Here is a 24,760-nt window from a genome sequence, read left to right as displayed (position 1 = left end):
CGGTTACGCGTCAAGGCGTTGGAACAATTGTGTGACGTAGGGGCTGTTCTCCCAGCTCCGACGCGGACTGATCGTCGTGGTCAGCGTTCCAGCTTCCTCGTGGCTCATATGCCTGTTCCGAGCGTACTCGACGATGAGCCGTGGTGTCGGGATGATCCGCGGGCCCTGTAGGACTGCATGAATGAGCGCAAAATTCGTCCCGCCGAACTCATCGGTCAGAAACCCGTCGACGTCAAGCGCGTTCGCGAGAACGATGCCATCGGTTTCGCCGTCGTCAAGACCGAACGTCGATCGTGAATCGGGTGTGCCGTCGCGCTCATAGCCGCCTGCCAGCAGCTATACGGCGTCGTGACACCACTCGAAGACATGGACGAACGGTCGGGGCAGTTCCGCGTCTACCGCGTCATCGAGTCGGTCCCACACATCAACGTGCAGTCCACCGAGTCACCCGTCCTCTACTCGGTCTACCAGTCTGGGTACGCCGACGACGCGCTCGAAGCCACTGTCGACGACCTCCGAACGGGCGATCTCGTGGAGGCGACGCTCGTCGGCGACGCGGGCGACGAGACGGACCCGTGGCGGTTCGAGGCGGTCGAGCGAGTCGGCCGGGTGCGGACGTCCTTCGCCGTGGACGCGGAACCGCCCGCGACTGCCCGCGACTCGTGGACGCCCGGCCAGACGGAACCGAGCTACACGGTCCTCGAGGAGGACGGAACGCCGGTCGGTGTCTGTGTCGTCCAGCCACGGTCGCCGCTTCCGAGTGAGGCGTTCGTCCCGAGCGTCCTGAGCGGACTGGTGCCGCTCGAGTCGGAGTTCGCGTCCGTTCCGGAACTCGGGAGGCCCGCCGTCGAGGCCGTGTTCGTCGACCCCGACCCGCCCGAGGCGTCGTCGCACTCGGTGCCGTACGGTGTCGTCTACCTCTTCACCGACGCGGGGACGTCGACTGCTGAGCGACTCAGGGGACGCTACGACTGCGAACTGGGGACCGACAGCCGCCCCGAATACAATCCGTACGGAATCTGAGAGCCGTCGACAACCACGACCCGCGACGGCTGTCGTCGGACTCGCGGTCAGGCCCACTCGGAAGTGCTCTCGCACCCGTCACAAGACGCTTGTCTGTCGTCGCCGTAGACAACGGCAGTGTCGTTGAACGATTCCGCAGCCGACCCGGAGCGACTCGCCGCCGCCCTGCCGGCCGACCCGCCGGCGGCGTGGACGCGGACGGTCGAGACCAGCGGCCTCGTCGAGTACCGACTCCCGAGCGAGGAGGGCGTCTGTACTGCAGGGAAGGTACAGGTCCGGCCCGACGTTCTCGGCGACGCGGCCGTCCGCGTCGACTTCGTCAAGGGGTGTCGGAGCGCCGGCACGAACTCCTACGAGAGCATCGAGCGCGCAGTCGACGTCGTCGAGCGGACGCTCGAGACGGCGCTGTCCGACCAGTCCGCGAGTGGCGAGGTCGGCGAGACCGACGCATAGTCGTCGGCTCCCGCCCTCGACCATGGTTCGGAGACGCCGTGGTTAGTCCCGGTGAGCGCCCTGCTTGACGCCCCTCGTGACTCACACCTCCGGCTCTCAGGTGTATCAGTGCGCAGTGCGAAAGAACGGAGTCGACAGGTCGTCATCGGAAGACGACGGTCGAAACTCGGAGCTAGTTGCAGATGACGTTCGTCGCGCGGGGACCCTTGGGAGCCTGCTGGATGTCGAAGTCGATGTCCTATCCTTCTTCGAGGTCGGGACCGCCGGACACTCCCATTGACTCTGGTCACAGAGAAGCAAGGCGGAAGCCCACGAGTTCACTCGTGAGTCACTGACGTATCGACAGCGGGCAGTCGGTAACCGAGGTCCATCGGCCGACCGAGTACCCGTCGGCTTCCGCCTGGTCCTTCTGGGAGCACGAACGTGGCTGGCTGGAAGCGCCCATCGACGAGTATGTCCGGTGACTGTTCGAATATTTCACCCGACTCGTTATTGGCCGAAGTATTATAGTTCAAACTATTATAGTCCAATTCATAATTTCGGAGCTCATATGTGCGTCTCACACCAACTGGCCGTATGGACCAGTTCGTCAACCGCCTCGATGAACTCGAGCGGTTGCAGACTCTGTATGAGAGTGACGCTGCCGAACTCGCGATTATTTATGGCCGTCGGCAGATCGGCAAGAGCGAACTCGTTCGCCAATCGATTGCTGATCGCGACGGTGCCGTGTACTATCAGGCAGTCCAAGGCACAGCGACGACACAGCGCAGGCGATTCGTCGAGGCAGCAGCGACAACCTATCCAGATATCACGGCCGTCAAAGAAGAGTGGGAGCCGCTCTTGACGTACCTCACCGACAGAGACGCTGTCATCGTTATCGACGAATTTCCGTACCTCATCGAGTCGAACGAGGGGCTTCCGTCGGTCATTCAGCACCTGTGGGATACAGCCGTCGACGAGAGTCAGGCAACGCTCGTACTCACAGGCTCTGCAATCGGCATGATTCACACTCACGTTCTTGATGGCGGTGCGCCACTCTACGGCCGCGTGTCTCAGACACCGAATGGCCGTCTCGAACTCACCCCGCTGCCGTTTCGCTCCATCCAAGAGTTCGTGCCGACGTACGATCCCGAAGAACGGGTGTTCGTCTATGGCGTCTTCGGCGGCACGCCCCGATATCTTAGCCCCCTCGACGTATCACGGACCCTTGGAGAGAACATCACGCGCCTGCTGTGCGACCCGGATGGCCCACTGCACGACGAACCAGAAATCGTCCTACAGATGGAGCTCACCGAGGTGAACACGTATTTCTCGGTTCTCGAGTCGATGGCCAGCGGGAACCGCAGTCGAAACGAGATTGCCCAGGGAGCTGGCATTGAGAGCACCAACACGTCGTACTACTTCGACCGGCTGGAAACGCTCCAAATCATCGAGAAGCACCATCCAGCACTCGCCGACCCGGCGCGCAGCAAGCGGACTCGGTACCGGATTCGGGACCCCGTATTCCGGTTTTACTTCCGGTATCTCTACGGCCGCGAGGGACAGTACGAGCTCTACGGTGAGAACGCCTACGCGAATCTCATTGAACCGGAGCTCCCGGACTTCGTCAGCGAAACGTTCGAATCGCTCTGTCACCAGGCAATGCCGGCACTGTACGCAGACTACCAGCTCACACAGGTACCGAGCCAGTGGTGGTACAGGGGTCGGGAGATAGATGCTGTCGCACCAACTGCCGAGTCAACGCTGATTGCTGGTGAAGCGAAATTCACCAGTGAACCCCTCGGCTATGACGTGCTTTCGAGTCTCGAAGACGACGTGAAATATATCGACTGGACACCCACTGGAGGTGGTGAGCCGACGTATGAGTTCGCTCTGTTCAGCCGCTCTGGGTTCAAACGCTCGGTCGAGGAGGCTGCAGACGAACGTGACGACCTCCGCCTCGTTGAGTTGTCCGACGTCGTTGCTGTTCTCGAACGAGCCGACCAGTCAGTGGCCCACGAGTGACGTCGTGGGGGTTCCACCTCGTATTCGTGCGAGGGACTGAACGGGGCCGGGCGTTCGGCGTCTCCGCGAGCGAAGCGAGCGGATGGCTCGAACGGCGAGCGGAGCGAGTCGTTCGATGAAGGCGGGCGACCTAAGCACTGGAGGCGAGCGAGCTGAAGCGCACAGCAAGCCCCCCGAGTCGAGCGCCCGGCGCGTTCGAGATAGGTTCTGGCCGTCTTAACCAACAGACGTCCCGTTTGTTGGTTAAACTCAGGAACATAATCTACTCGAGATGTCGCCAGAGGGTTGTGGGGTCGGCGTCGTTGAGTTCGGCGTTCGTCTGCATTGTCCGGAGTTCGGTGATACAGCGCTTTGCAACCAGCGGATACACGTCCGCAGGTGTGAAGGAGACGTCCAGTTGCATCAGCTCCGGCCAGTGCTCGGCCCAGATGTCCTCGACGACGCGTGGGTACAGGTCATCGTTGAGGTGCAGTCCGAATTCTCGGCCCTCTTCGACGACCATCGATCGAACCTGTTTCCGGATTCGTGCGGCCGTACAGTACGTCGCGACAACGTACTCCGCTCCTGACTCCGCCGCCGAGGGGGGTGTTCCGAACTGCTCACGGTTCAGCTCCTCGAACCGCTCCCGGACACACTTGACCCGGCGGCCAGCCTCGTCGCTCCGGATGACGACACCCTCCGCGCGGACGGCATCGGCGAGCGAGGAGTGTGGAACCGTGTACGTGTCGGGGTCGAACCCACGGGACGGGTGTTCGAGAACCGTCGCCGGGACGAACGACAACTCGGGTGGGGCTGAGAGAGCAATCCGCTCGAAGAGGTCCCACGCAGCCTCTCTGCCGAGGAACCCCTCGAAGGTTTCCTCGTACGGATTCCCCGGTGGCGTCATCGTCTCGATCTCAGCATACGGGAGGACGTCGAATCCGACAAGCACAGGCAGCGGCGTGTCGCCGTAGCCGTAATCGAGCGTCGAGTACACGAGGTTCTCTGCGTAGACGATGAGCGGTCCATTGAACTCGTCGTGTGCAGCCCGAAGGGCGTCCCGATCGATTCCCGCACGCAGACAGCGCACAGCCCGATGCAACGCACCATCGACCGTCGCAAGCGAGTCGCGGTGCGACCCTCGAATCGTTTGTCGTGTCCCGAAGACGAGACTGCCGTCTCCGTCCGCAGCGTCGACGACCGGCTCCGGATACGCTCCTGTGTCGCGTTCGTCGTAGAGAGTGAATCGGAAGGCACTGCCGTCGAACTTTTCGAGAAGCGTCAGGTCGTCTCGTTCGAAGAACGACGACGGCACCACGGGATGGTCATAGCGTGGGATTTTCGGATAGACTTTCATCGAGTCTTTGGTGTACAGTGACGCACACATCCCGTCATCGAGAGCCTTTCGGCGAACGGGTCGGACACAGATTCGGGGCGTCAACTCGTCGGCGTACGTCTGGACAGTCTACCCCACAGGAGCACTGCAATCGTCGATCACTCTCGACTTCGTCCTCGATTTTTGGAGGTGGTGCCTGCTTGATGCGCGGTCGTCATCGACTGTCCTCTGTGACCTATACACTCGCGACGGTGGTGTGTATCCGGGACGGACCCGTGTCAGAGTGAGCGAAGCGAGGGCGCAGTCAGTACCACAGTAGTCACACAGATGCACGGAGGAAGCCCCCGACGTCAGTCGTGGGTAACTGACTGCTCCGCGAAGAACCTCAGAACCACTCGCCGCTGGAAGACTGATGTCGTCTATGCGAGTGAGTCCGAGAAGTAGCCGTTGACATTCGGGTTGTGCGTTGGAAGCTCATCAGGAGAACGTGGTGGAAATTTCGTAGCTCCATTCGTAGTCTTCGACAACGGTCGCATCGAGGTAGTCGTCCGGGTCGAGATCGTGCTGTCGAAGCGTGCTGATGGCCTCCGACAGCGAGCGTTCGAGGGAGTCGGTCTCGCTGGTGGGATCGAAGGAGATTGTTTCGAGCGGGAGTGTCGAGCGGTCGTCGCTCCCAGTCACGTCGTGTAACAGTTCGGGTGCGACGGCGGCAAGCGGCTGGTGAAACGAATACTCTCGGTCTTCGTCCCGATTAATCGGAGCGAGAGACAGGCAGTAGGTTTCGGTATCCCCGTTGAGTTCGTGTCGGACGATTCGGACGGCGGTGGGGTCGGCTTTGACGAGTCGGTGAATCGCGACCGTTTTCGTCCGGTAGAGTGCCCGCTTCCGGAGCGAGTAGGCGCGTGCCTCTGCGCCCTGATCGGCGTGGTACGCGCTGGCCGCTTGCTCACCGAACTGCTTGGCATGGCGATTAATCGTATAGATGGACTGAAGAACGTCGTTCGTCTGTGGGAGTGCGTCGAGGTCGTCGTAGTTGATGTCGGGATACCGCGGCGGTGGGGTGAGCTCACCGTCGAGTTCTCGTGTCTCGATGTCAGGGTCTTCGGGCCACTCATCGAGGTCGCCCTCGTCGAGTATATCGACGCGAGCGATCTCGCCGACTTCGATTCGGTCGAATCCGCGAGGATCGCCTGCCCCCTCAGCGTGAAGTGCGTACACGCTGAGCGTCGGCCTATCGAATGGGACGTAGGGCCGTGGTGGTTCGTCGTTGGGCGAGTGTGCTTCCCACTCGGTGATAAGCGGGGAATCGTCGGGGATGTCTTCGAGGTGGTCATATGACGGCTCCTCGGGGTCATCCACGTCCCACAGGTTGTCTTCGCGGCTCGCCCAGAGTTCGAGCCGTCGCCGGGGGTCGGTGAATGGCGCTTCGAGGTCAACGTCGTCAGCATGCCAGTGTTTTTTCAGACCAATCCGGCGCCACTCTGATTCAGGGAGGTGAATCCCGCCGAAGCTGGTGAGAGAGAGTCCGCCATCGTCGACGTCGGCCCGCTCGATCACGGCGTCGAACGACGAGAGAGGGACCGTGGTCGTCTTGACACCAGTTCGGTCGCGATACGGCGTGATCGGGATTGCCGCAGTTTCGTCGACGAGGAAGAATCGAGCTGGCGACCCGACGCTCGTCGCGAGGAGATGGGCGATCGTATCCGGCGATTGTAACTCAGGCATTCGAGGACTCCGTATTGTGCGAGTGTGCAACAGCCCTGATCAAATACTTCTCGCCGCAAGGGGGCGGTGTACTCTCGTGGAGCAACCGGTTCGTCCGAGAACACGGTTGACTCGGTGTGTCAGTCTTCATGTGGGTATTCCAGGTTAGCTCGGCATCGTATATGAACTCGAGAAGTGACAGAATCGGTCTTTGTCGATATCCACACCGCACCCGTCACGTCCTCGGCGTTGAGGGCGAACGCCGGTTCGGCTCGGCGCTCGTCGAGTCCGCTCACTCCTCACTGCATGAGTGACGCGTTTGGAAGCGTCCGTCGTACTGAGTACCCACACGACCAGTGGACACGCCGTGTCCGCGACGCCGAGGCGAAGCGTTCCCACGCGTCGCAGTTCGAGAGACACATCCACTGTGGGTCCATACCCAGCGGGTCACGAACCGAACCGAACCGAATCGAATCGGCGGTTGACGCCCAGCTCGAGTGTCAACAGTGTGATCACCCCACGACTTCGGTTGTGAGCAATTGACCTCCACATCTTGAGTCGCCGGAGCCCTTATATGGAAGTTGCAAGGCTAAAACCCCGCCCTTCAGGGCGGGGATACAGCCGACAATTCCTCCACTAACCACGTTCGATTGCAGGCCGGATATTCCACGCCTTGGTCGTTACTTTTAATATAATAATTCTCATAAGTACTTATGAGCACAGTCCGATGCTGGAAACAACCCGCACCTATCGAGCGAAAATCGTCAACCACTCACAGGTGAGTGACGACCTCGATGACTGCGGACACTCAGCCTCGAAACTGTGGAACGTCGCCCGATACCACGCCCAACAAGAATGGGATGAAACTGGCGAGATTCCGTCCGAAGCCGACCTCAAGCGCGAATTAAAAGACCACGAACGATACAGTGACCTGCATTCTCAGTCAAGTCAGCGAGTTCTTGAAGAGCTTGCTGAGTCGTTCAACGGTTGGTTCAAAAAGCGCAAGAACGGTGACACAGACGCGAATCCACCCAGCTACCGAAAGCGAGGCGACAACCATCCACGCTCCACCGTGACGTGGAAGCAGAACGGCATCAAGCACGATTCCAAGCACAACCAACTCCGTCTGAGCAAAGGCTTCAACCTGAAGAACCACCGCTCGGACTTCATCCTCTGTGAGTACGAAACCCGACCGGACGTGACTGTGGAGAACATCCAGCAAGTGCGAGCCGTGTGGAACGGCGACCGTTGGGAGCTTCACATCGTCTGCAAGGTCGAGATACCTGTCGAGGACGCGCCCGGTGACAAGACGGCTGGAATCGACCTCGGCATCAAGAACTACCTCGCCATCGCCTACGACGACGGTGACGCTGAGTTGTATCCGGGGAACGTGCTGAAACAGGACAAGCACTACTTCACCCGCGACGAGTACGACACGGAGGGCGAGAACGGCCCGTCGCGCCGTGCGCTCCGCGCTCGACAGAAACTCTCGCGTCGGAAAGACCACTTCCTGCACGCCCTCGCCAAGCACATCGTTGAGCAGTGCATCGACCACGAGGTTGGTCGCATCGCCATCGGTGACTTGAGTAAGATTCGTGAGGATGAGGACGGTGACTCGCGGAATTGGGGGAAGCGTGGGAACAAGAAGCTCCACGGTTGGGAGTTCGACCGCTTCACTCGGTTGCTCGAATACAAGGCCGAGGAACATGGTATCCTCGTTGACCGAAAGAGCGAGCGCGACACGTCGAAGACGTGTTCGTGTTGTGGTCGAAAGCGTGATGCGAATCGTGTGGAGCGTGGTTTGTACGTCTGTGAGTCGTGCGGTGCGGCGATGAACGCGGACGTGAATGGTGCGGTGAATATTCGCAGAAAGATAACTCAGAATCCTCCGACGGAGGATATGAGTAACGGTCGTTTGGCACGGCCAGTAGCTTACCTGTTCAATCAAACCTCGGGGCGTTTCGCACCGAGCGAACAGGTGGGTTGCGAACCTTAATATCCCAACGCTCGGGAATCCTCGCCCTTTAGGGCGGGGAGGATGTCAAGTATAACTCATAATTAAGATGGCTCACTCGCCCCCGCAGTCAGGCCGACCACCTATTCAGCAGTTGCAGGCGGTCGCAGACCTCCTCGACACACCAACGCTCGCTCGGCTGTATGCACATATACTGCAACACGGCCCGGTCACTGTGTCAGCGGTTATCGACGCGCTCGACATTCCACAGGGAACCACCTACGACTACATCCAGAAACTCGAGACCACCGGTTTCGTGGAGAAGACCCGTGAGAAACGCCCATGTGAATATGACGCAGAGGCGATTGCACTCACGCTCTCGACGGATGGGGAGACCCGAACGATTACGCCGGCCCTCATCGCAGCCGTCGCCCGTCGGGATGAGGACGAAGACATCGACATCTACATCGAGCGACATGGTCTTGACGGTCTTGCTGTCGTTCTTGAGTACGCGGCAGAGTTCGTCGACGGGACGGTCAATCACCGGATTGCGGCACGGGAACTCGACCTCTCGCCGCTCGAGGCTGAAATCATCCTCCAGGCACTGGAACCTGTCGCCACGGAGTACGCCCACGCGGCTGTATGACGACAGCCTACCTCGCAGATACTGGTGTCTTCGTTCGATGTGGCGGTCCAAACAATGAAAAATTCCAACGACTTTGCCGGGCCGTTCGAAAAGCTGGTGTCTCACTCCGTATCCCACAGCGTGTCTACGAGGAACTTGGGGGCGACCCAGCAGCGGATGCGTACCCCTCGGGAGACATTCCGTATCCGGATGGGTTCGAAGAAGGCTGGATCGCCGTCGCCGATGAGTTCAACTATACACATCCGCTCGTTTCGTCGGTGATGGACGACGCCCGCCGCTTCATCGCCAACGAGACGAATCGCGATGAAGACATCATCGAGAAAGCGGATACAGCGCTCGTTGGCCTTGCGGTCCAAGTGCTTGATGATGGGGAGGCAAATCGAGTCGTTCTCTTGACCACCGACAAACCTGCGGGGCGGGCAGCCGAGACGCTCCTTCCTCAGTACGGCTTCGGCGAACGTCTGTAATTTCGATACGTCAGCGTCGAGTATCTCGAAACGCTCACCTCCGACGAGTTTCGCTGAGGCACCTTTTCAGATCGGCAGGGACACACGCGGGGATGATACATCATGCTTGTTCTGCGGGCGGAATTCATACTCGAGATTGAGCTGCCCCAGTTTCGTCTGCCGGCTGAGCGCGGCACGAACCTGCAGACCGCGGGCGTCGTTCTCGGGGATTGATGCCAGTGAGGTGGCCCAGTCACAGGCGGCTTCCAGATCGGTCCTGAATGCGTCCGGCGTGTCTGTGTACGTCTGTGTGTTCGCAGCAGCGACCAGCACGCCGCCACGTCATCGGCGCGTCTCGATCGGGTCTGGCTGTGCGTCGACCACAGCAAAGAGCGCCGCGAAGTCGAACCGCTCGTCCGAGCCCGAATTGTGATGCTCGACGGCGCTGATATTCGTGTATACCGGTGTGGCCCAGATGAGTGGAGTCCGCTCAGAATTGCCGAGACAGAGAACCACCGCTACACCCGTGTTGATGCTTGTCTGTGCCGCACTCGCTGTCGGCCAGGGCGTCTCCTCGCCAACTGCCTCCAGTAATGTCGTACTCTCCCCAGGGCTTCGTGTGGGGGTTGCGCCTGTGCGGACACCCCGGTCGGGATGAACACGTTGTAGATGCATGCCTCCTGAGGCATGAGACCAGTGCGCGAATCCCCGAATTAAACTAGCTCGCTGTATGACTGACACGTTCGAGAGCGCCCGTCGCCCTGCGTGCCCACACGCGCAGGACAGCCACCCCGTCGTTCAGCACAGGGCGGATGTCACAAAGATGCTAAGAGGAACCTCACGAGTTCACTCGTGGGTTGATGACCACAACTCGATGAGGTCACGCGGTGTGAACAAGCACACGTCGTCTCGAGTGGCTGCGGCCTCCTCGACGTCGGCATCGAATCCACGCTTCGCGAACAGCGCGTACACGACGGTTCGGTCGTCGCCCCGCCACCGAACCGTCGATTCGAGCGCTTCGAGCGACGACAATACCCCCGAAAAGACGGGAGCTGCCGTCCACTTGCACTCGCCGAGAAGGAGCGTCTCCGTTCCCGCATCGACCCCAACCACGTCGATCTCGTCCTCACCGTCCCACCAGCGACCCACCCGCGAACAGGGAACTGGAAATGCAGGGGTTCTGACCGCTTGTCGGCACACGTCTTCGAACGTCCAGCTGACGTGTGTGGGAAGTGAGTCGACGATTGCATCTCGAACGGGAGTCGTATGCCCCTGTTCGAGGGAACTCCGATTCGGCAGGACGTATCGAAACCAGAAGCGAAGATACTGATTGGTCAGCCGATAGACCCCTCGAGCGTCGGGGTCGGTCACCGGGGTTTCCCGTTCGACGAGTGCGAGTCGGGTGAGGTTCTGCAAGTAGCGAGAGAGACTGCTTGCGGGCCGATCGATCTCACTGGCGATTTCAGACACACGTGTCGCACCGCCTGCAATCGCCTCCAAAATCGCCATGTACGTCGCTGGCTCTCGGAGTTCTTGTCTGAGGAGGAACTCTGGCTCCTCGTAGAGAAACGACCCTTTCGAGAGGATGTGGCGCTCGATGTTCGTCGCCACGTCGATATCGGGGTCGAACTGTTCGAGATACGCAGGGACGCCACCGATGACGCTATCCAGCCGGATCAACTCGGTCGCGTCTGCTGCCGGGAAGAATCCAGCTACCTCTCCGAGGACCATCGGTTCGAGCCGCCACTGTCCCGTCCGACGCCCGTACAGCGGGCTCTCATAACTCGGGTCTCCAAACTCGGTGTGAGCGTCGCAGTGGAGCCGAGAACGGACACGGCCGTGTGTTGTGGCTTCGTTCCGAATCCAAACACGGTGTTTTCGGCCGCAAGAAGGCCCCTGAGAGAGGAATCGAAGATGGGTTTGGGTAGTTGTATTCGATGGATGATATTTTTGCGGTCGCGTGTCAAATCCAAGATCGGGGTCCCTTGCCCCCGAAATCGCAGGACTCAACCGAGGTAACCGGTGCATAGGACCACCAAGCCGCGCGGGAGGATTCGGCCTGGTTCCGGCCTCGGTGCCGACAGCAAAACCGCATGACTGCAACCGTGTTTGGATGATTGTACCCCCTCTCTATGCGCTCGTCGTTCGGCCGTTCTCTTCCTCGTGAAACCCTGAATCCCCTCGTCTGACGGCCTTTCTCGCGCATATTCGTCTCGAGGGCACCCCCGTCGCCGATGTGTTCTCCTGTCCCTGATCCACCGGTTTCGCTCCGAGTCTCTGTCTTTTTGCGGATAGAAGCACTCCCTTTGGATGCGATGTAACGGCCTGAATGCCGACGAGGGGGCCAATAACGAGTTCTTACGTCCTTGATCCGTGTTTGGAATCCGTCTCTGGATTCGCCCACCAGAGTCGATACGAACCCGCGAGTGCACCTCTGTGCAAATACATAGTACGTATGTCTGATCTAACCACCTCTTGACCTACTCCAACGTCGAGTGGTGCGTATCTGTGGTTGCTCGGAGGAACCACTGGCATCGTGAGAGGGATGTCATAGAGAATCGGGATATGGCGATGCGGGATTTTTTATGAGAGTACAGTCAGCCGACGAGAGCCGTCGTATCGAGAAGGCGTTCAACTGCTCTCATCGGGCAGCGTGACCAGGTTCTCCCGACCGAGCTGGAGTTTCTCAACCGACCCCTCGTCCGACAGTCGCCCGACCACACGTGATGTTTTCGAGGCCGACCAGTCGAATTCCTCGGCAATCACCGCTTGTCGCATTCGGCCTCCGTTCGCATCCAGGAGTTCGAGGACCCGCTCGTCGTCCGTCAGGACTGCCTCCTGTGTTCCGTGCCCATCGGAATCGACCGCTCTGCCAGTCGACAGGGGCTCTCCGGTTCGGCCACTGGTTCGTTCTCTCGGTCCGTCAGGTTCGTCGGTGTCACTGTTTCGCCGACTGTACACCACTGCTCCGCCGAGTCCGAGAAGGACCACCGCGACGAATCCAATGATAGCCAGTCCTCCCATCCCCTTCAGGGAGGATTCCCCTTCGGTAGACGACACGTCTGAAGCCGTGCCTGCGTCGTTTTCATCCGTCTGTCCAGTCGTCGGAACGAATACGACGCGTGGATGGGCATCCGCGAAGTCCTCCCGACCGTTCCACGTCGCCCTGCTCGTCTCTCGGCTGTCCGGGGTCGGCTCAACGCGAGTCATCTCGTATCCGTCGGGGCCAACAATCTGAAGCGTGTCGTTCGCCGCGATGAAAAAGCCTCCCTGGAAGATGTCGCCAACGATCACGTGGCCGTTCTCCTGGGCCGCGAAGTTCGTCCACATGAAATCGTAGGTGACGATTCCCCATCGTCGAGGAACCTCCTGGATACTGGTCGAGGCAGTAACGTTCGTCGCCCGCATCTGTCGGCCAGTCGCATTCGCTGCGTTCGCGACCACGCCGTGCATTCGACTGCGGAACGGGTCGAGATACTGCGCCGTGTCGTTTCTGAATCGAGACTGGAACGCGGTGTACTCGGTGACACGCTGGTCGGTGTCGAGTCGCGTCCGGATCTGAATCGTCCAGCGTGCCGACCCGTTCTCGAATAGCTCGATTCGCGTGACTGTGTTGTCAGCGTCGGGCTGTGTCTGCTGGGCAACGGCCGTGTCGGCTGCGACTGGCGCCAGCGCCGAACCGAGTAAGAGGCTGACGACGGCAACGGAGATGACCGTCCGTAGCCCAACGGTTGATGACACGGCCATTCAGATACGGTACATTCCGACGGGATCCATATGACTTTTTCAATACATCGTTCGCCGGCTCAGCCCGTAACTCGACCGACGGGCACGGCGATCTGGACGGGCGCCTCCCACGGCGACTGACGACGCATCCGGTCGGTCAGGCCATCGGAAGCGCGACTGCATCAGTCGTCGTCTCGGTCGTCTCTGTCGTCTCGGTCGTCTCTGTCGTCTCGGTCGTCTCTGTCGTCTCGGTCGTCTCTGTCGTCTCGGTCGTCTCTGTCGTCTCGGTCGTCTCTGTCGTCTCGGTCGATGTCCTGCTCGTATTCGATCACATCTCCACTGCTGCCGTGAACGCGAATCTCGGCCTCACCGGGGCGGTCAGCGTCGACGAGGACGTACTCGAATTCGTAGTAGTTGTCCTCCTCGTGTGCGTCCGCTTCGACGAGCCGCCAGTTGCCCTGTGGTAGTTCCTCGAGGGCAGCGTCCGCAGTGGCACGCGCATCGGCCATGCTGACGCTCAGTCGCGCGTCGTCACTGTACTGCGTCGTGTCGTCGTGGTCCTCGCGGTCCTCCGCTCGCTCGTACTCGTACTCCTCTTCGATCAGCACGAGCGAGTCGTCCTCGATGCGGTACTCGAGTTCGGCACTGAACACACCGTCCGTGAGGTGGACCTCGAAGGCGGTGACGCTCCGCGACTCGTTTTCGGGCGTGAGGTCGAACGCAATCGTCCCGTTCACATCGGTCATCCCGATGCGCTCGTACGCGCCGTCGTCGTCCTCTCGTGCGTCGTGGTCGCCCTGATACTCACGCTTCACGTCGACGGTCGCGTTCGCGACACCCTCACCCTCGCTCTCGCCGTTGGCTTCGTCGACGAGCGTCACGGTCACCGTTCCGTTCACGTACGTCGCGTCTACGTCGGCGTTCGTCACACTGCCTGCGTTGCTCGTTGCGGCTTGACCACTGCTCCCCGTGCCAGCGGCCGTGACGGCGCCAGCTGCGAGTAGCACCACGAGACCGGCTGCGAGGATCTTTGTGAAATCCATTGCAGATGTGTCTTCGATCGTTGTGACAATAAGTCGAGAAGACGTTCGCGGTGAGTTGCAGCCTGCAAACGAGTGGGAACGACGAAAGCGGCTGCAAACGTCCGCAACTCACCCCGAGTATCTCGTCGGTTTATACCGCTGTGGGCTGTACTTCCCCTCAATAATGGATCGGACGGCTCTCGGCTCCGTCCTGTTCGCGACGCTCGTCGTCATCGGGGTGGCTGTCCCGGCGATGGCACTCTCGACGAACACCGGCGAGCCATCGACGAGTGCCCTCACAGGGACGTCGACCAGGGTGACCGCCCAGACTGATTCGGGTACCCAGGCCGCGCAGACCGACGCCCGCGTGAACGCCAGGGCCGGGCCGCAGCTCTCGACGGTCATCGACGTCTCGAGCGACGAGGTGCGGACAGATGTCGATAACACTGCCTTCGAGCTCTCTGTCGAGGGCGCCAGCGAGGAAGCCAAGGCCGACGTGATAGCGGAACGAGCCGATGCACTCCGTGACCGTGCAGAATCCATCCGCGACGATCTCGACGAGGCCACCGAAGCGTACGAGGAAGGCGACCTCACCAGGTCCGAGTACGCCCGGCGTCTCGCGGTTCTGAACGCCCGCGCGACCAATCTACTCAACAGCTACGAGCAGCTCCGACAGCGGGCCGCGGACGTCTCCGCGACCGAGCTCAGGGCCGCCGGCGTCACCCAGTCAGCGCTCGACCGGTCCGTCGAGAACTTGAGTAGCGTCACCGGTACGGGCACCAACGCGCTCCTCAAACAGTTCACTGGCGAATCGGCGGGTGAGATCGAACTCGAGACGGAAAACGGCCTTTCGATCGAGGTGGAGAGCGAGGACGGCGAGCGGTCCCGCGAATTCGAGCGGCCACGCGACGATACCGACACCGTCACCGTGAGCCAGTCAGCCGCCCTCGAGACGGCACGCGGCGCACTCTCATCAGTGGGCGGACAGTGGGTTCTTAGCAGCTCGGAGGTCGACAAAGACGGTGGTGTCTACGAGTTCGCGTTCGTGCTCCGGAACGCCGCGAACCTGACTGGCGAAGCCGAGGTCGCCGTGGATGGATCGTCGGGTGACATCTTCTCACTCGAAGAGGAGATCGAACCCCGCGAGGAGGCCGACGACGAGCGGGACGACAGCGACCGGGAGCTGACGATGGTCGTCGCCGAGGGCACGCCGGGCCCGAACGAGAGGATCACCGTTCAGGTCCTCGCGAACGGTGAACCAGCCGAGAACGTGGCTGTCTACTTGAACGGCCGGCCAGTGGGAACGACCGACAGTGATGGCCGTGTGACGGTGACGCTCCCCGCCACTAACGAGGCTGAACTCACGGCGGAAACCGACGACGCCGAGGCCGAACTCGAATTCGAGTTCGAAGACGTCGAGGAGGACGAACAGGAGACGGAATCCGAACCCGCGTCGACGTCCGAGGGTGACGACGAGGAACCCGAGACGCCGACCGATGAAGAGGAAGAGGAAGAGGAAGAGGAAGAGGAAGAGGAAGAGGAAGAGGAAGAAGAGACAGACGAAGAAGAAGAGGAAGAAGAAACAGACGAAGAGGAAGACGAGATCGAGTCCGAGAGTTGAGCTGTCTTTTCTCTCGAACACGCACCTCCACAATGGGTTCTATCGCTACGGAAACAGCCTCCCCGAGAACCGTACGATTCGCTCCCTGTGGCTCAATATATCAAGAGCGCAGGTGACTCGTTGGCCGCTCCCGTCACAGTACGAGCCTCCGGATACCACGACGGAGCCGTCACAGTGGTGTTTCCGACATCACGGTATTCGAACGCGAGGCTAACGAGCTGTGTTGTCCCATTCGTGGTGCGGTCATACGACACGTTCAGCGAGCGTACCAACCCATCGGAGTCGACGACGGCGGTTGCGGTATAGTTCGAGATGTTCCCGTCTAACTGCTCGGGCGTTCCGCGTCCAGTGACGAGATACGTCCGTTGCGCGCTTCGACTCGACTGTGAGACCGCACTCTCCGCTGTCGCGAGGTACACGGAGACGAACCACGCGCCTTGATTCTGAAACCGGTCTGCGCGCAGCCTCGGTCCGGTCAGATACACTGACCCGTCCTCTCCGTGGACACGCCGATACACATTCGTCCCGTCAGCAAACACCTCCGCGTGTACTGACCCAAACCCACCCTCAGACAGTGGGAGATTTCCGTCACTCTCGGTCCGGAATCGGAGCGTGTCGTTCACCACGATTCGACGATATCCCTCCCGTTGGTCTCCCGCTCGTGGGCCAGCGGACGCAATCCGCGTGGTTCGCAAGAAGTGATACGACGTCTTCTCCAGTTGTTGCGCATGACTACGACTGAGACGAGCGGCATCGTATACGCCGTTCTCATCTATCCCCGGTGGGTACAGGTCACCCCCACGACTCGGTGGGTCGGGTAGCTGCGTCACAACCTGGCCCGCGTCTCGTGGTGTCGCTCGCTGCTGGGTCTGGTCCGCAGGCGGTTCGTTCAGCGACACGACCGTCCCGATGACACCGACACCGGCGAGTACCAGTACGACGACGACGACGAGGCCGCGACGAGAGGCCGTGGATCGTGTCTCATCGTTCGACCGTCCCTCGTCCGGTGAACGGCCGAAGTGCGTCTCGAACAGCCGGTGTCTATCCGCCCGAGTCACGGCGAAATTGACCATCTCGCGGAGGGTGTCGAGGCCGACGAACGTGGCCGAACATGACCGAGCTACTCGCCGGGTCGCACGTGTTGTTCGTCGTGCAACGACGATCTCAGCCTCATCAGACGGGACCGTCCACCCGATGAGCGACCGCTGGGCAACGACGATACGCTCGTTCGTCCCCCGCACCGGATTACTGGCGTGGATGACTCCGTCGTGGACAGTGACGTCGTAGCCTCGACAGCGCCACAGATCGGCGACGAATCGGGTGAACTCCTGACTGTCGAGGGTGCGGATGTGTCGTCTCAACTCCCGCGATTCAATGATTGGCATTGGTCAGCACGACTCGGTCAAGCCCTGTGTTGCGGGGGTCGAGATGACCGCGCCCGATGCTGCTGTCGACGGCCGTCACCGAAGATGGTCTCCAAGAATCCCACGCAAGTTTGGGAAAGCCACCCATCTCATACGTTCATTCAAGCTAATTGCCCGTATAGAACCTTTTTGGTTGCTAACACACAGATATCCTCGATGTATGTCGAGATTGGATGAGACAGTCGCACTCGTCACTGGTTCGACGAGCGGAATCGGAAGAGGAATCGTCACTGCACTCGCAGCCGCCGGCGCGACAGTCGGTATCAACTATCCCCCGTTCGAGGGCGAACGAGAGCGCGCAGAGGACGTTCTCAGGTCTATCGAGGAGAACGGGGGCAACGGCGTGTTACTGGAAGCGGACGTGAGCAGTGAAGACAGCGTTCGTTCGATGGTGCAGGAGGTAGAAGAGGCGTACGGAACACCGGACGTCCTCGTGAACAACGCCGGCATACTCACGCAGTCTCCACTCGCTGAGATGTCGGTCGAGATGTGGGACGAAACGATGCACGTCGACCTCCGTGGGGTCTTTCTCGTCACTCGGTTCGTCTTGCCAGGGATGTTGGACCGGGGGTCGGGGAAGATCATCAATGTCGCATCACAACTCGGGATCAAAGGGGGTGAGGAGTTAGTTCACTACTCCGCAGCGAAAGCGGGTGTCATCGGGATGACTCGTGCTCTCGCCCGTGAGGTCTCACCAACAGTGAACGTGAACGCCATCGCACCCGGGCCGATCGAGACCCCGTTGATGGACGACATCACAGCGGAGTGGAAGACCGCCAAAGCTGCGGAACTCCCGATGAAACGATTTGGGACTGTCGAAGACGTTGCTCCGACCGCCGTGTTCCTTGCGTCCGACGAGAGTGACTACTACACCGGGCAGGTCCTGAGCCCGGACGGTGGCGACGCAATGCATTGATGATCGCACAGGGTGCTCAACGGCGACGCGTGGCGTTCAGTCCGAGCTGAGCGACTCGGATAACGCATCGACTGTCAGGACATCGTCGATACGTAAGACCAGTGTCGCTGCCTCGGTCGCACTCTTCAACACCTGTCGTTTCATCTCGACGGGCTCGTACACGTTCGTGTCGACGGCGTTGATGATGTCTCCGTTTTCCCCGATGCCAGCCCAGCGATCACCGCTCGCGTGTGCTGTCCGGAGTGAGACGAGTGCATCGACCGGGTCAAGACCGGCGTTTTCTCCGAGCGTCTGTGGAATCTGCTCTAAGGCATCTGCAAACGCCTCGAACGCGAGTTGCTCTCGGCCGTCGATCCCCCGTGCGGCCCGGCGGAGCCTGTGGCTGAGTTCCACCTCGAGCGCTCCTGCTCCGCCGACGACGCCGCCGTCACTCGCCCCGGCGACGATTTCGAGTCCTGTCTCTACGTGCTGGCTGAGTTCGTCGACCATCCCCTGTGTCGGGCCGCGGATGATGATCGTCGGTCGTGGCTCCCCGTTGCCTTCGATACAGAACAACTCGTCGTCCGGGTCGCGTCGGAAGTCACCGGAGCCGAGGTCGTCGGTGGTCGCTTCCGTGACGCTCGAGACGACCGTTCCGCCGAGTGAGGCTGCGATCGTATTGAGTGCGTCCTCATCCACTTGGCGGATCGCCAGGACGTTTTCGCGGCTCAGGACGGACTGTGCCTCGTCGGCGATGCTCCTCGAACAGAGGACGGCGTCAGCACCGAGGTCGACGACGCGTCCAGCGAGGTCGCGAATCTCGGTGGCCTCTCGCTCGTGGAAGCGCGTGAACGAGTCGACATCCTCGATGACGATAGACGTCTTTTGGTTGGTATCCGAAAGCTCGAGAGAACCACGGATGAAGAGGACACGGCCATCGATAACCTCGTCCGGCATCGCTTGCCGCACTGGGTCCTTGGCCAATGCAACCGTACGGCTCACAGTCGAGGTCGCTGGAGACTGCCCGGTCTGTGTCACGATTCGTATCCGGTCTGGGTCGAACGAGTCAGCGTCCCGAACCAGCTCTGCCGCCTCGACGACCAGCGTCGCCACGTCGGACCCCGCCATGCCGAGTCCGGTTCCGGTCGTCGCGGTCTCTGCGACATGCGTCAGTACCTCGACGTTCCAGCCACCCGGTATCATCACGTCATCGAGCGAGCGATCGGCACACTGTCGTGCGCGTTCGAATCCACGCGCAACCACGTTCGGCGCGACGCCCTGTTCGATGAGAGACTCCGCAGCGTCAAGCAGCGCGCCGGTCAGTATCACCGCTGTCGTCGATCCGTCGTGGTACTCCTGTCCGACCGCCTTCGCCACGCTGATCGTCAGGGATGCAACTGGATTTGATACTGCCGTCTCAGACAGGATCGTCTCGGAGTCGTTCGTGATCAGCACTTCGCCATCCGGCTTCTCGATCAACTTGTCTTTCCCGCGAGGGCCAAGCGTCGACCTGACCGTCTCGACGACGGATTGAACCGCCGAGAGATTGATCTCACGGGCCGATTTCGGCCCGGAACGGGTTGTCTCCGGGCTGACGATTCCTGCAATCTCACTTTCGCTTTCGGGGATGTCGCGCATGTGTAGTCGGTGGATTCTCGTCGCTTCTGTTGGGGCGTTCAGTAGTCGAAGTCGCGCGACGGTACCGGGCGTGGGTCGATTTCGTCAGCCGAAATCCACTCCTCGTCCTCACCGCCTGTGAGTACGTCGTCGATTCGAACCAGTCGCGTCGCGATGTGTGTCGCCGTGTCGAGAGACGCGGAGACGACTCGCGGGCTCACGAGCGGGCCCGCAGGGAACGCCTCGCGAACGTCACCACTCGCTGTGTCGAACCCGCTGTCCTCGCACCGACGGAGTTCGGTAACGATGTCGATGGCAGCCACACCGCCGTTGGTTGCCAGGGTTCGCGGAATCTCCTCGAGTGCATCCGCATACGCGTCCATCGCCACTGCACGTCGGTCGCCGACGGTCCGTGCACGCTCTCGCACGGCCGTGGCCAGTCGTATCTCGATTCCACCGCCGGCAGGGACGACGGTCTCTTCGCTCAAGACATCCAGCACCACCGCCATCGCGGCTCGAAAATCGCGCTCTCGCTCTGTCCGATACTCCCCGAGTGCTCCGGAGACACGCAGCGTCGCAACCGTTCCCGCAGGACAGCCTGCGATGGTGACGGTCGGGTCGTCAGTCGAATCGACCACGAGGCGTCCAGCGGTTCCGATGGCTTCCTCGGTCAAATCGGCGATATCCAAGACTACAGTCCCGCCGGTCGCGCGAGCGAGCAGGGCCGCGTCCGTTTCGGTCAGTGTGCGAAACGCGGTGATGTCGGCGTCGTGTAACAGTCGCTTGGCGACGTCGCTGATTCCCATCGTACAGAACACGGCATCGACGTGTGTGTCCTCGAGTCGAGCGACCTGAGCACGCACTTGCGCCGCTTCGGCTTCACGAAGTGCGGTGATATCATCCGCGTCGCTCGCGGAGAAGGTTACCTCTGTCCGTCCTTCTCCGTCAGAACCACCGGCGCGAAACAGCGAGCGCTCCTCGATACCGCTTCCGGCTTTCTTCCCCCCACCGATGATCGCGATACGTGGCTGCTCGACTCGCCGAGCCATGGATTCGTGAACGACGTCACGGTCGAGAACGAGCCCCTGAATGAGTTCGACGGGTGCGTCGTCCACTTTGTCGTCGAGCCGGATGCGGATGTCCGAGAGGTCGAGCCCACGATTGCGTTTCCGGCGTTCGGTGTGGATTTGCGTCGCGGCGTCGACAACGATATCGACGAGCTCGGCTCGGAAGCTGTTGAGTGCCCCACGAGCGACTCCCCGTACTGCGCTCGCTCTGTCGGTCGAGCGTTCACCGATCGCTCGCTCGCTCCGCTGTAGTTCCGCCAGCGCTTCTGCCCGCGCTTGGTCGTAGCCGTCTTCGATCGTGGCTCTTCGGTAGCCGTCGTCGAGGAGCCGGTCTGCGTTCCGACAGAGTGCACCGGCGAGCAGGAGCGTCGTCAAGGAGCCATCGCCGACGTCTTCTTTCTGAGCGACGACATGCTGGACGACGAATCGACCGACTGGGTCCGGGATGTCCACTGCGTCGAATATCCGATGGATATCGTTTGTGACGATGGTCTCCTCTCCCGTCGCGATCAGTTTGTTCCGTCCATCCGGACCCAAGCACGTCTTGAAGAGTGCTGCGAGACTGATCGCCGCGTCCAGAGCTGTTCGCTCTGCACCGCGTGAGTGTTCTTCAGGAGCGGACGGCGTGGCCGAGTGGTGTGTTTGCATTTGCGTGCTGGTGAGTTACTGGTGGTCTTCTTGGGCTCGACTCGACTCGAGATAGAGGTAGAAGATTCCGATGCCGATGAGTCCTAGCGAGAGCATCACCGCAGACCCCGCGACTGCGTAGAGCTCGCGCGAGAACTCCACTTGGAGACTTGCCCACACGAACGTCGGGACTGTGTTCGTGTTCCCGAGCAGATAGAAGGTCCTCGAGAACTCGTTGAACGAGAGGACGAAGCTGAAGATCGTCGCGCTGATGATTCCCGGCTTGATTAGCGGGAAGACGATGTACCGGAACGTCTGGAACTCGTTTGCCCCGAGGTCGGCACCCGCGCGGAGCAGTTCCTCTGAGACAGACGACATACTGGTCAGCAACACGAGGAACGCGAAGGGGAACGCCCACAGGATGTGAGCGACACTCACTCGAACGAGCTGCTCTTGGATACCGAGCTGTTGGAAGAAGATGAGTAGCCCGATGCCGTGGACGACACCCGGGATGAACAGGGGTAAGATGATCAGTGCGACGAACAGGGCCTTCCGACGCACCTTCCGGTACGCGAGAACGGTGAGGAGCGCGAGCAACGGCGCGAACACCGTTGTGATGACCGCGTATTTCAACGACTCGGTAATCGCATCGATGACGTTCGGGTTCTGAATCATCAGCTGGTACCGTTCCAGACTGATCTGTTGTGGGATGCGGATGTACGAGGCCGTGTCGAAGGAGATGAACACGAGCATCACCGGTGGCGCGAGGATGTACAGCACCCAAAACGCCACGAAGAGCTTCCACATCCGACTTCTCGTTGATGCATGCACCCACTCGACTGGGTCCGTTGGGAAGACACCCCAGATTCGCTTTCGCCGGTTCTTGACGGAGTTCGTATCAGTTGCCATGTTAGATCTCACCAATACTCTGCAACCCGAAGACCCGTTCCCACACGAGGAGAATAACGCCTGCAACGATCATCAGCGTCGTACTGATGGCGCTGGCGAGCGGGAGGTTGAGCCCCGAGACCGCGTTGTTGATGCTCGTGACGATGTAGGTGACGTTCGGTCCGCCGAGGAGGGTCGGGACGGTTCCCTCTCCAAGCACCCCGACGAACACGAAGATCGCGCCGATCACTGCGCCGGGCATCGCCAGCGGCATGACGATGTAGCGGAACGTCTGTAGTGGACTCGCGCCGAGGTCACCGCTCGCGCGGAGGACGTCGTCGTCGATTCGGCTCATGGCTAACCACGTCGGGAACAGCAGATACGGGACGTAACTCGCGATGAGACTCACGTGAACAGCGAAGTCGGAGTAGAGCATCCACTCGAGGGGAGCACTGACGATGCCGAGTGACACCAACACGGTGTTGAACACGCCCTCACGGCCGAGGAACGCGATCCACGACAGCGTCCGCATGATGTAGTTCGTGAGGAACGGAATCGTAAACAGCAACAAGATCGGGAACGTGTACTTCGAGCCCCGCATCCGGATCCCCGTATAGTACGCGAGGGGGAACCCGACCACGAAGGCGATGCCGACCTGAAGCACCCCGGCCAGGACCGTATCGATGAACCGAGTGAACCGATACGTGGTGAAGAAGTCGAGATAGTTCTGAATCTCGAAGCCCAACTCAATCCCGAACGGTGACGGCTGCGCGAAGCTGAGAACGATGATGGCCAAGATCGGGACGAACATGAAGACGCCGAGCATGAGCGCCGCGGGAAGCAACTGCAGGTAGAACCGGAGACGGTCGTGCTCCAACACGAGCCTGATGAGGCCAGATGTCCGCTTCGCTGATGGGGGCGACCGGGTTTGAGTTTCAAATTCGTCTGTCGTGGTTTTGTCTTCTGTTGCCATGACTCGAGAGAGTAGGTAGGTGTTCGCGTGCCGTTATCCGGACAGCCGACTCCACTGACTATTGACGTACTGGAACGTCTCGGGGTCCGGGAAGTTGTATCCGTAGACGCTCCGTTCGTCCTGCAACTTCGCACGAACGAGTTCGTGCCGGTTCGCATGGAACTCGGCGTCGTAGCCGTCGTTCTCCTCTGCGTACTGGATACCACGCGCGGAGGCCGGGAGATAGCCGCGGAGTTCGATCATCTCTGCGCCATAGTACCCATCGATCATCCAGTTGACCAGGTTGCGGACAGCGTCTCGTTTCCCTTGCTCGACTGCACCGGTGGTCATCCATGGAGCCTCTCCCCACAGCGACCATCCCTCGTCGGGGGTGAGGTACTGTGCGTCGATGTTCTGGTCGTTACGGAGCGCGAACACCACCGGCTCCCACGTTCCCATCGCCCAGACCTCACCCGATGCAAGCAAGTTCACGGCGGACTCCCAGCCACTCCAGAACGTGCGGAACTGTCCATCGTCTTTCTGCTCCAACATGAACTCCATGACGGTGTCGATTGATTCTTCGGTCGGAATCTGGATATCGAGCGTGGAGATGTCCGCGAGGTTGTTGTATTTCAGATAGTTCGCGACCTTGGTGAACGCCGTTGCCCACCCCGCTTCCATCGACGTCTTGCCATTGAACTCGTCATCGAAGAGGATTCCGTACGAACTGACAGTCGATGGGTCGCCGATGTATTCGGGGAGGTACCCGACGGAGTCACCGTTTTGGACGGCGGTCATTGCCCACTGGTCGCCCGTCTCCGCATCGACGTCCCACTCTCTGTCGCCGTTGTAGTCCGTCGCGGTGGGCCCGTTGGTCTTGACCTCTTCGTACGTTTCCTCCCACAGTGGGAGGCTCTCGACATCCATGTTCACAATCGCACCCTGTTCAGCGACCGGACGAGTGATCGTCACGTCCATGTTGACGACGTCGTAGTCGGACGCCGCCGAGCCACGAACCATGTTATTGATGACCTGTCCCTGCCGCCAGGGAGCGGTCTGACCGTTGATGCTGATTCCGCTCTCGTCGGTGAACGGCGTCCACTCTGACGGGAACGTCGTCGAAATGCCCCAGTAGTTGAGTTCGCCGACACTCTCGGAGCTCGATTCGGTCTGTGACGACCCGCTCTCGGCACTCTCGCCGCCGGAACTCTCGTCGCCCGAACTCTCATCACTCGAGCCACCAGCGCCACCAGAGCCCGTACAGCCAGCGAGCCCCCCGATCACGCCTGCACCAGCCGTCGCGCCCGTGATTCTGAGAACATCCCGCCTAGATTTCTCGTTCGATTTCATGAACACGCATCCAAGGGAAAGAGTAG

Annotated in this window: 18 protein-coding genes and 3 pseudogenes; 8 read left to right on the top strand and 13 right to left on the bottom strand. The window is 60.6% G+C overall.

From position 1 onward, the window contains the following. Positions 1 to 3: 3 nt before the first annotated feature. A pseudogene (locus E6N53_RS21555) lies at positions 4 to 321 on the bottom strand (hypothetical protein); the annotation flags it as partial. Positions 322 to 366: 45 nt separating this feature from the next. Between E6N53_RS21555 and E6N53_RS11840 the strand changes: the two are divergent. Together E6N53_RS11840 and E6N53_RS11835 are read left to right on the top strand one after the other, a co-directional pair. Then, a complete protein-coding gene (locus tag E6N53_RS11840) occupies positions 367 to 1,023 on the top strand; it encodes a hypothetical protein (protein WP_142859521.1) in 657 nt (218 codons plus the stop codon). Positions 1,024 to 1,140: 117 nt separating this feature from the next. Continuing rightward, positions 1,141 to 1,476, top strand: coding sequence for a hypothetical protein (locus E6N53_RS11835; RefSeq protein WP_201741130.1), 336 nt, complete (start codon positions 1,141 to 1,143; stop codon positions 1,474 to 1,476). Between the two features lie 172 nt (positions 1,477 to 1,648). Here E6N53_RS11835 and E6N53_RS11830 read toward each other — a convergent pair. Continuing rightward, positions 1,649 to 1,741 (bottom strand): annotated as a pseudogene (locus E6N53_RS11830) (cold-shock protein); the annotation flags it as partial. Between the two features lie 311 nt (positions 1,742 to 2,052). On the opposite strand from E6N53_RS11830, the gene E6N53_RS11825 reads away from it, so the two are divergent. Next, entirely contained in the window at positions 2,053 to 3,480 is a 1,428-nt protein-coding gene (locus E6N53_RS11825) for an ATP-binding protein (RefSeq protein ID WP_142859519.1), read from the top strand. A 262-nt stretch (positions 3,481 to 3,742) separates the two neighbouring features. Here E6N53_RS11825 and E6N53_RS11820 read toward each other — a convergent pair whose 3' ends face one another. Together E6N53_RS11820 and E6N53_RS11815 are read right to left on the bottom strand one after the other, a co-directional pair. Then, a complete protein-coding gene (locus tag E6N53_RS11820; protein WP_142859517.1) occupies positions 3,743 to 4,816 on the bottom strand; it encodes a hypothetical protein in 1,074 nt (357 codons plus the stop codon). A gap of 456 nt (positions 4,817 to 5,272) precedes the next feature. After that, complete coding sequence (locus tag E6N53_RS11815; RefSeq protein ID WP_201741129.1) at positions 5,273 to 6,520, bottom strand: hypothetical protein; 1,248 nt, start codon at positions 6,518 to 6,520, stop codon at positions 5,273 to 5,275. 706 nt (positions 6,521 to 7,226) lie between these two features. On the opposite strand from E6N53_RS11815, the gene E6N53_RS11810 reads away from it, so the two are divergent. The 3 genes from E6N53_RS11810 (at position 7,227) to E6N53_RS11800 (ending at position 9,566) form a co-directional block, all read left to right on the top strand. After that, positions 7,227 to 8,495: an RNA-guided endonuclease InsQ/TnpB family protein gene (locus E6N53_RS11810; RefSeq protein ID WP_142859664.1), complete on the top strand. Its 1,269-nt coding sequence runs from the start codon at positions 7,227 to 7,229 to the stop codon at positions 8,493 to 8,495. A 67-nt stretch (positions 8,496 to 8,562) separates the two neighbouring features. Continuing rightward, complete coding sequence (locus E6N53_RS11805) at positions 8,563 to 9,099, top strand: DUF7437 domain-containing protein (RefSeq protein WP_142859515.1); 537 nt, start codon at positions 8,563 to 8,565, stop codon at positions 9,097 to 9,099. Beyond that, positions 9,096 to 9,566, top strand: a complete 471-nt coding sequence (locus E6N53_RS11800) for a PIN domain-containing protein (protein ID WP_142859512.1) — start codon at positions 9,096 to 9,098, stop codon at positions 9,564 to 9,566. Before E6N53_RS11805 ends, E6N53_RS11800 begins: the two co-directional genes overlap by 4 nt. An 825-nt stretch (positions 9,567 to 10,391) precedes the next feature. Here E6N53_RS11800 and E6N53_RS11795 read toward each other — a convergent pair. The 3 genes and pseudogenes from E6N53_RS11795 to E6N53_RS11785 form a co-directional block, all read right to left on the bottom strand. Next, positions 10,392 to 11,345 (bottom strand): annotated as a pseudogene (locus tag E6N53_RS11795) (ATP-binding protein); the annotation flags it as partial. 831 nt (positions 11,346 to 12,176) lie between these two features. Then, positions 12,177 to 13,292, bottom strand: a complete 1,116-nt coding sequence (locus tag E6N53_RS11790) for a DUF7345 domain-containing protein (RefSeq protein WP_142859510.1) — start codon at positions 13,290 to 13,292, stop codon at positions 12,177 to 12,179. 161 nt (positions 13,293 to 13,453) lie between these two features. After that, the gene (locus E6N53_RS11785) at positions 13,454 to 14,200 is read right to left on the bottom strand and encodes a hypothetical protein (RefSeq protein WP_142859508.1); all 747 of its coding nucleotides are present in this window, start codon (positions 14,198 to 14,200) and stop codon (positions 13,454 to 13,456) included. Between the two features lie 40 nt (positions 14,201 to 14,240). Between E6N53_RS11785 and E6N53_RS11780 the strand changes: the two genes are divergently transcribed. Then, positions 14,241 to 15,914, top strand: a complete 1,674-nt coding sequence (locus E6N53_RS11780; protein ID WP_142859506.1) for a DUF7096 domain-containing protein — start codon at positions 14,241 to 14,243, stop codon at positions 15,912 to 15,914. Positions 15,915 to 16,006: 92 nt separating this feature from the next. Here the strand turns inward: E6N53_RS11780 and E6N53_RS11775 are convergent, their stop codons facing one another. Further along, on the bottom strand, positions 16,007 to 16,537 hold the full coding sequence (locus E6N53_RS11775; protein ID WP_142859504.1) for a DUF7537 family lipoprotein: 531 nt from the start codon (positions 16,535 to 16,537) through the stop codon (positions 16,007 to 16,009). Between the two features lie 961 nt (positions 16,538 to 17,498). Between E6N53_RS11775 and E6N53_RS11770 the strand changes: the two genes are divergently transcribed. Further along, positions 17,499 to 18,254, top strand: a complete 756-nt coding sequence (locus E6N53_RS11770; protein ID WP_142859502.1) for an SDR family NAD(P)-dependent oxidoreductase — start codon at positions 17,499 to 17,501, stop codon at positions 18,252 to 18,254. A 36-nt stretch (positions 18,255 to 18,290) separates the two neighbouring features. On the opposite strand, the gene thsB is transcribed toward E6N53_RS11770, so the two are convergent. From thsB to E6N53_RS11745, 5 genes are all read right to left on the bottom strand, one after another. Then, complete coding sequence (gene thsB, locus E6N53_RS11765) at positions 18,291 to 19,871, bottom strand: thermosome subunit beta (RefSeq protein ID WP_142859500.1); 1,581 nt, start codon at positions 19,869 to 19,871, stop codon at positions 18,291 to 18,293. 38 nt (positions 19,872 to 19,909) lie between these two features. After that, complete coding sequence (locus tag E6N53_RS11760) at positions 19,910 to 21,565, bottom strand: TCP-1/cpn60 chaperonin family protein (RefSeq protein ID WP_142859498.1); 1,656 nt, start codon at positions 21,563 to 21,565, stop codon at positions 19,910 to 19,912. A gap of 15 nt (positions 21,566 to 21,580) precedes the next feature. Continuing rightward, a complete protein-coding gene (locus E6N53_RS11755) occupies positions 21,581 to 22,351 on the bottom strand; it encodes an ABC transporter permease (RefSeq protein WP_161596548.1) in 771 nt (256 codons plus the stop codon). 103 nt (positions 22,352 to 22,454) lie between these two features. Then, positions 22,455 to 23,312 (bottom strand): ABC transporter permease, encoded by an 858-nt coding sequence (locus E6N53_RS11750; RefSeq protein ID WP_161596547.1) that lies wholly within the window; start codon positions 23,310 to 23,312, stop codon positions 22,455 to 22,457. A gap of 126 nt (positions 23,313 to 23,438) precedes the next feature. Beyond that, entirely contained in the window at positions 23,439 to 24,734 is a 1,296-nt protein-coding gene (locus tag E6N53_RS11745; RefSeq protein ID WP_142859491.1) for an ABC transporter substrate-binding protein, read from the bottom strand. Positions 24,735 to 24,760: the final 26 nt, after the last annotated feature.

Origin of the sequence: Salinigranum halophilum (assembly GCF_007004735.1) — an archaeon.
In the GTDB taxonomy this organism is placed as follows: Archaea; Halobacteriota; Halobacteria; order Halobacteriales; family Haloferacaceae; genus Salinigranum; species Salinigranum halophilum.
This window is presented reverse-complemented; position numbering and strand designations above follow the sequence as displayed.

Excerpts from the sequence above, each read along its gene's own strand:
- E6N53_RS11815 (WP_201741129.1), bottom strand. The coding sequence starts at position 6,520 with ATGCCTGAGTTACAATCGCCGGATACGATCGCCCATCTCCTCGCGACG.
- E6N53_RS11810 (WP_142859664.1), top strand. The coding sequence starts at position 7,227 with ATGCTGGAAACAACCCGCACCTATCGAGCGAAAATCGTCAACCACTCA.
- E6N53_RS11820 (WP_142859517.1), bottom strand. The coding sequence starts at position 4,816 with ATGAAAGTCTATCCGAAAATCCCACGCTATGACCATCCCGTGGTGCCG.
- E6N53_RS11745 (WP_142859491.1), bottom strand. The coding sequence starts at position 24,734 with ATGAAATCGAACGAGAAATCTAGGCGGGATGTTCTCAGAATCACGGGC.
- thsB (WP_142859500.1), bottom strand. The coding sequence starts at position 19,871 with ATGCGCGACATCCCCGAAAGCGAAAGTGAGATTGCAGGAATCGTCAGC.
- E6N53_RS11770 (WP_142859502.1), top strand. The coding sequence starts at position 17,499 with ATGTCGAGATTGGATGAGACAGTCGCACTCGTCACTGGTTCGACGAGC.
- E6N53_RS11825 (WP_142859519.1), top strand. The coding sequence starts at position 2,053 with ATGGACCAGTTCGTCAACCGCCTCGATGAACTCGAGCGGTTGCAGACT.
- E6N53_RS11840 (WP_142859521.1), top strand. The coding sequence starts at position 367 with ATGGACGAACGGTCGGGGCAGTTCCGCGTCTACCGCGTCATCGAGTCG.
- E6N53_RS11790 (WP_142859510.1), bottom strand. The coding sequence starts at position 13,292 with ATGGCCGTGTCATCAACCGTTGGGCTACGGACGGTCATCTCCGTTGCC.
- E6N53_RS11755 (WP_161596548.1), bottom strand. The coding sequence starts at position 22,351 with ATGTGGAAGCTCTTCGTGGCGTTTTGGGTGCTGTACATCCTCGCGCCA.
- E6N53_RS11805 (WP_142859515.1), top strand. The coding sequence starts at position 8,563 with ATGGCTCACTCGCCCCCGCAGTCAGGCCGACCACCTATTCAGCAGTTG.
- E6N53_RS11800 (WP_142859512.1), top strand. The coding sequence starts at position 9,096 with ATGACGACAGCCTACCTCGCAGATACTGGTGTCTTCGTTCGATGTGGC.
- E6N53_RS11760 (WP_142859498.1), bottom strand. The coding sequence starts at position 21,565 with ATGCAAACACACCACTCGGCCACGCCGTCCGCTCCTGAAGAACACTCA.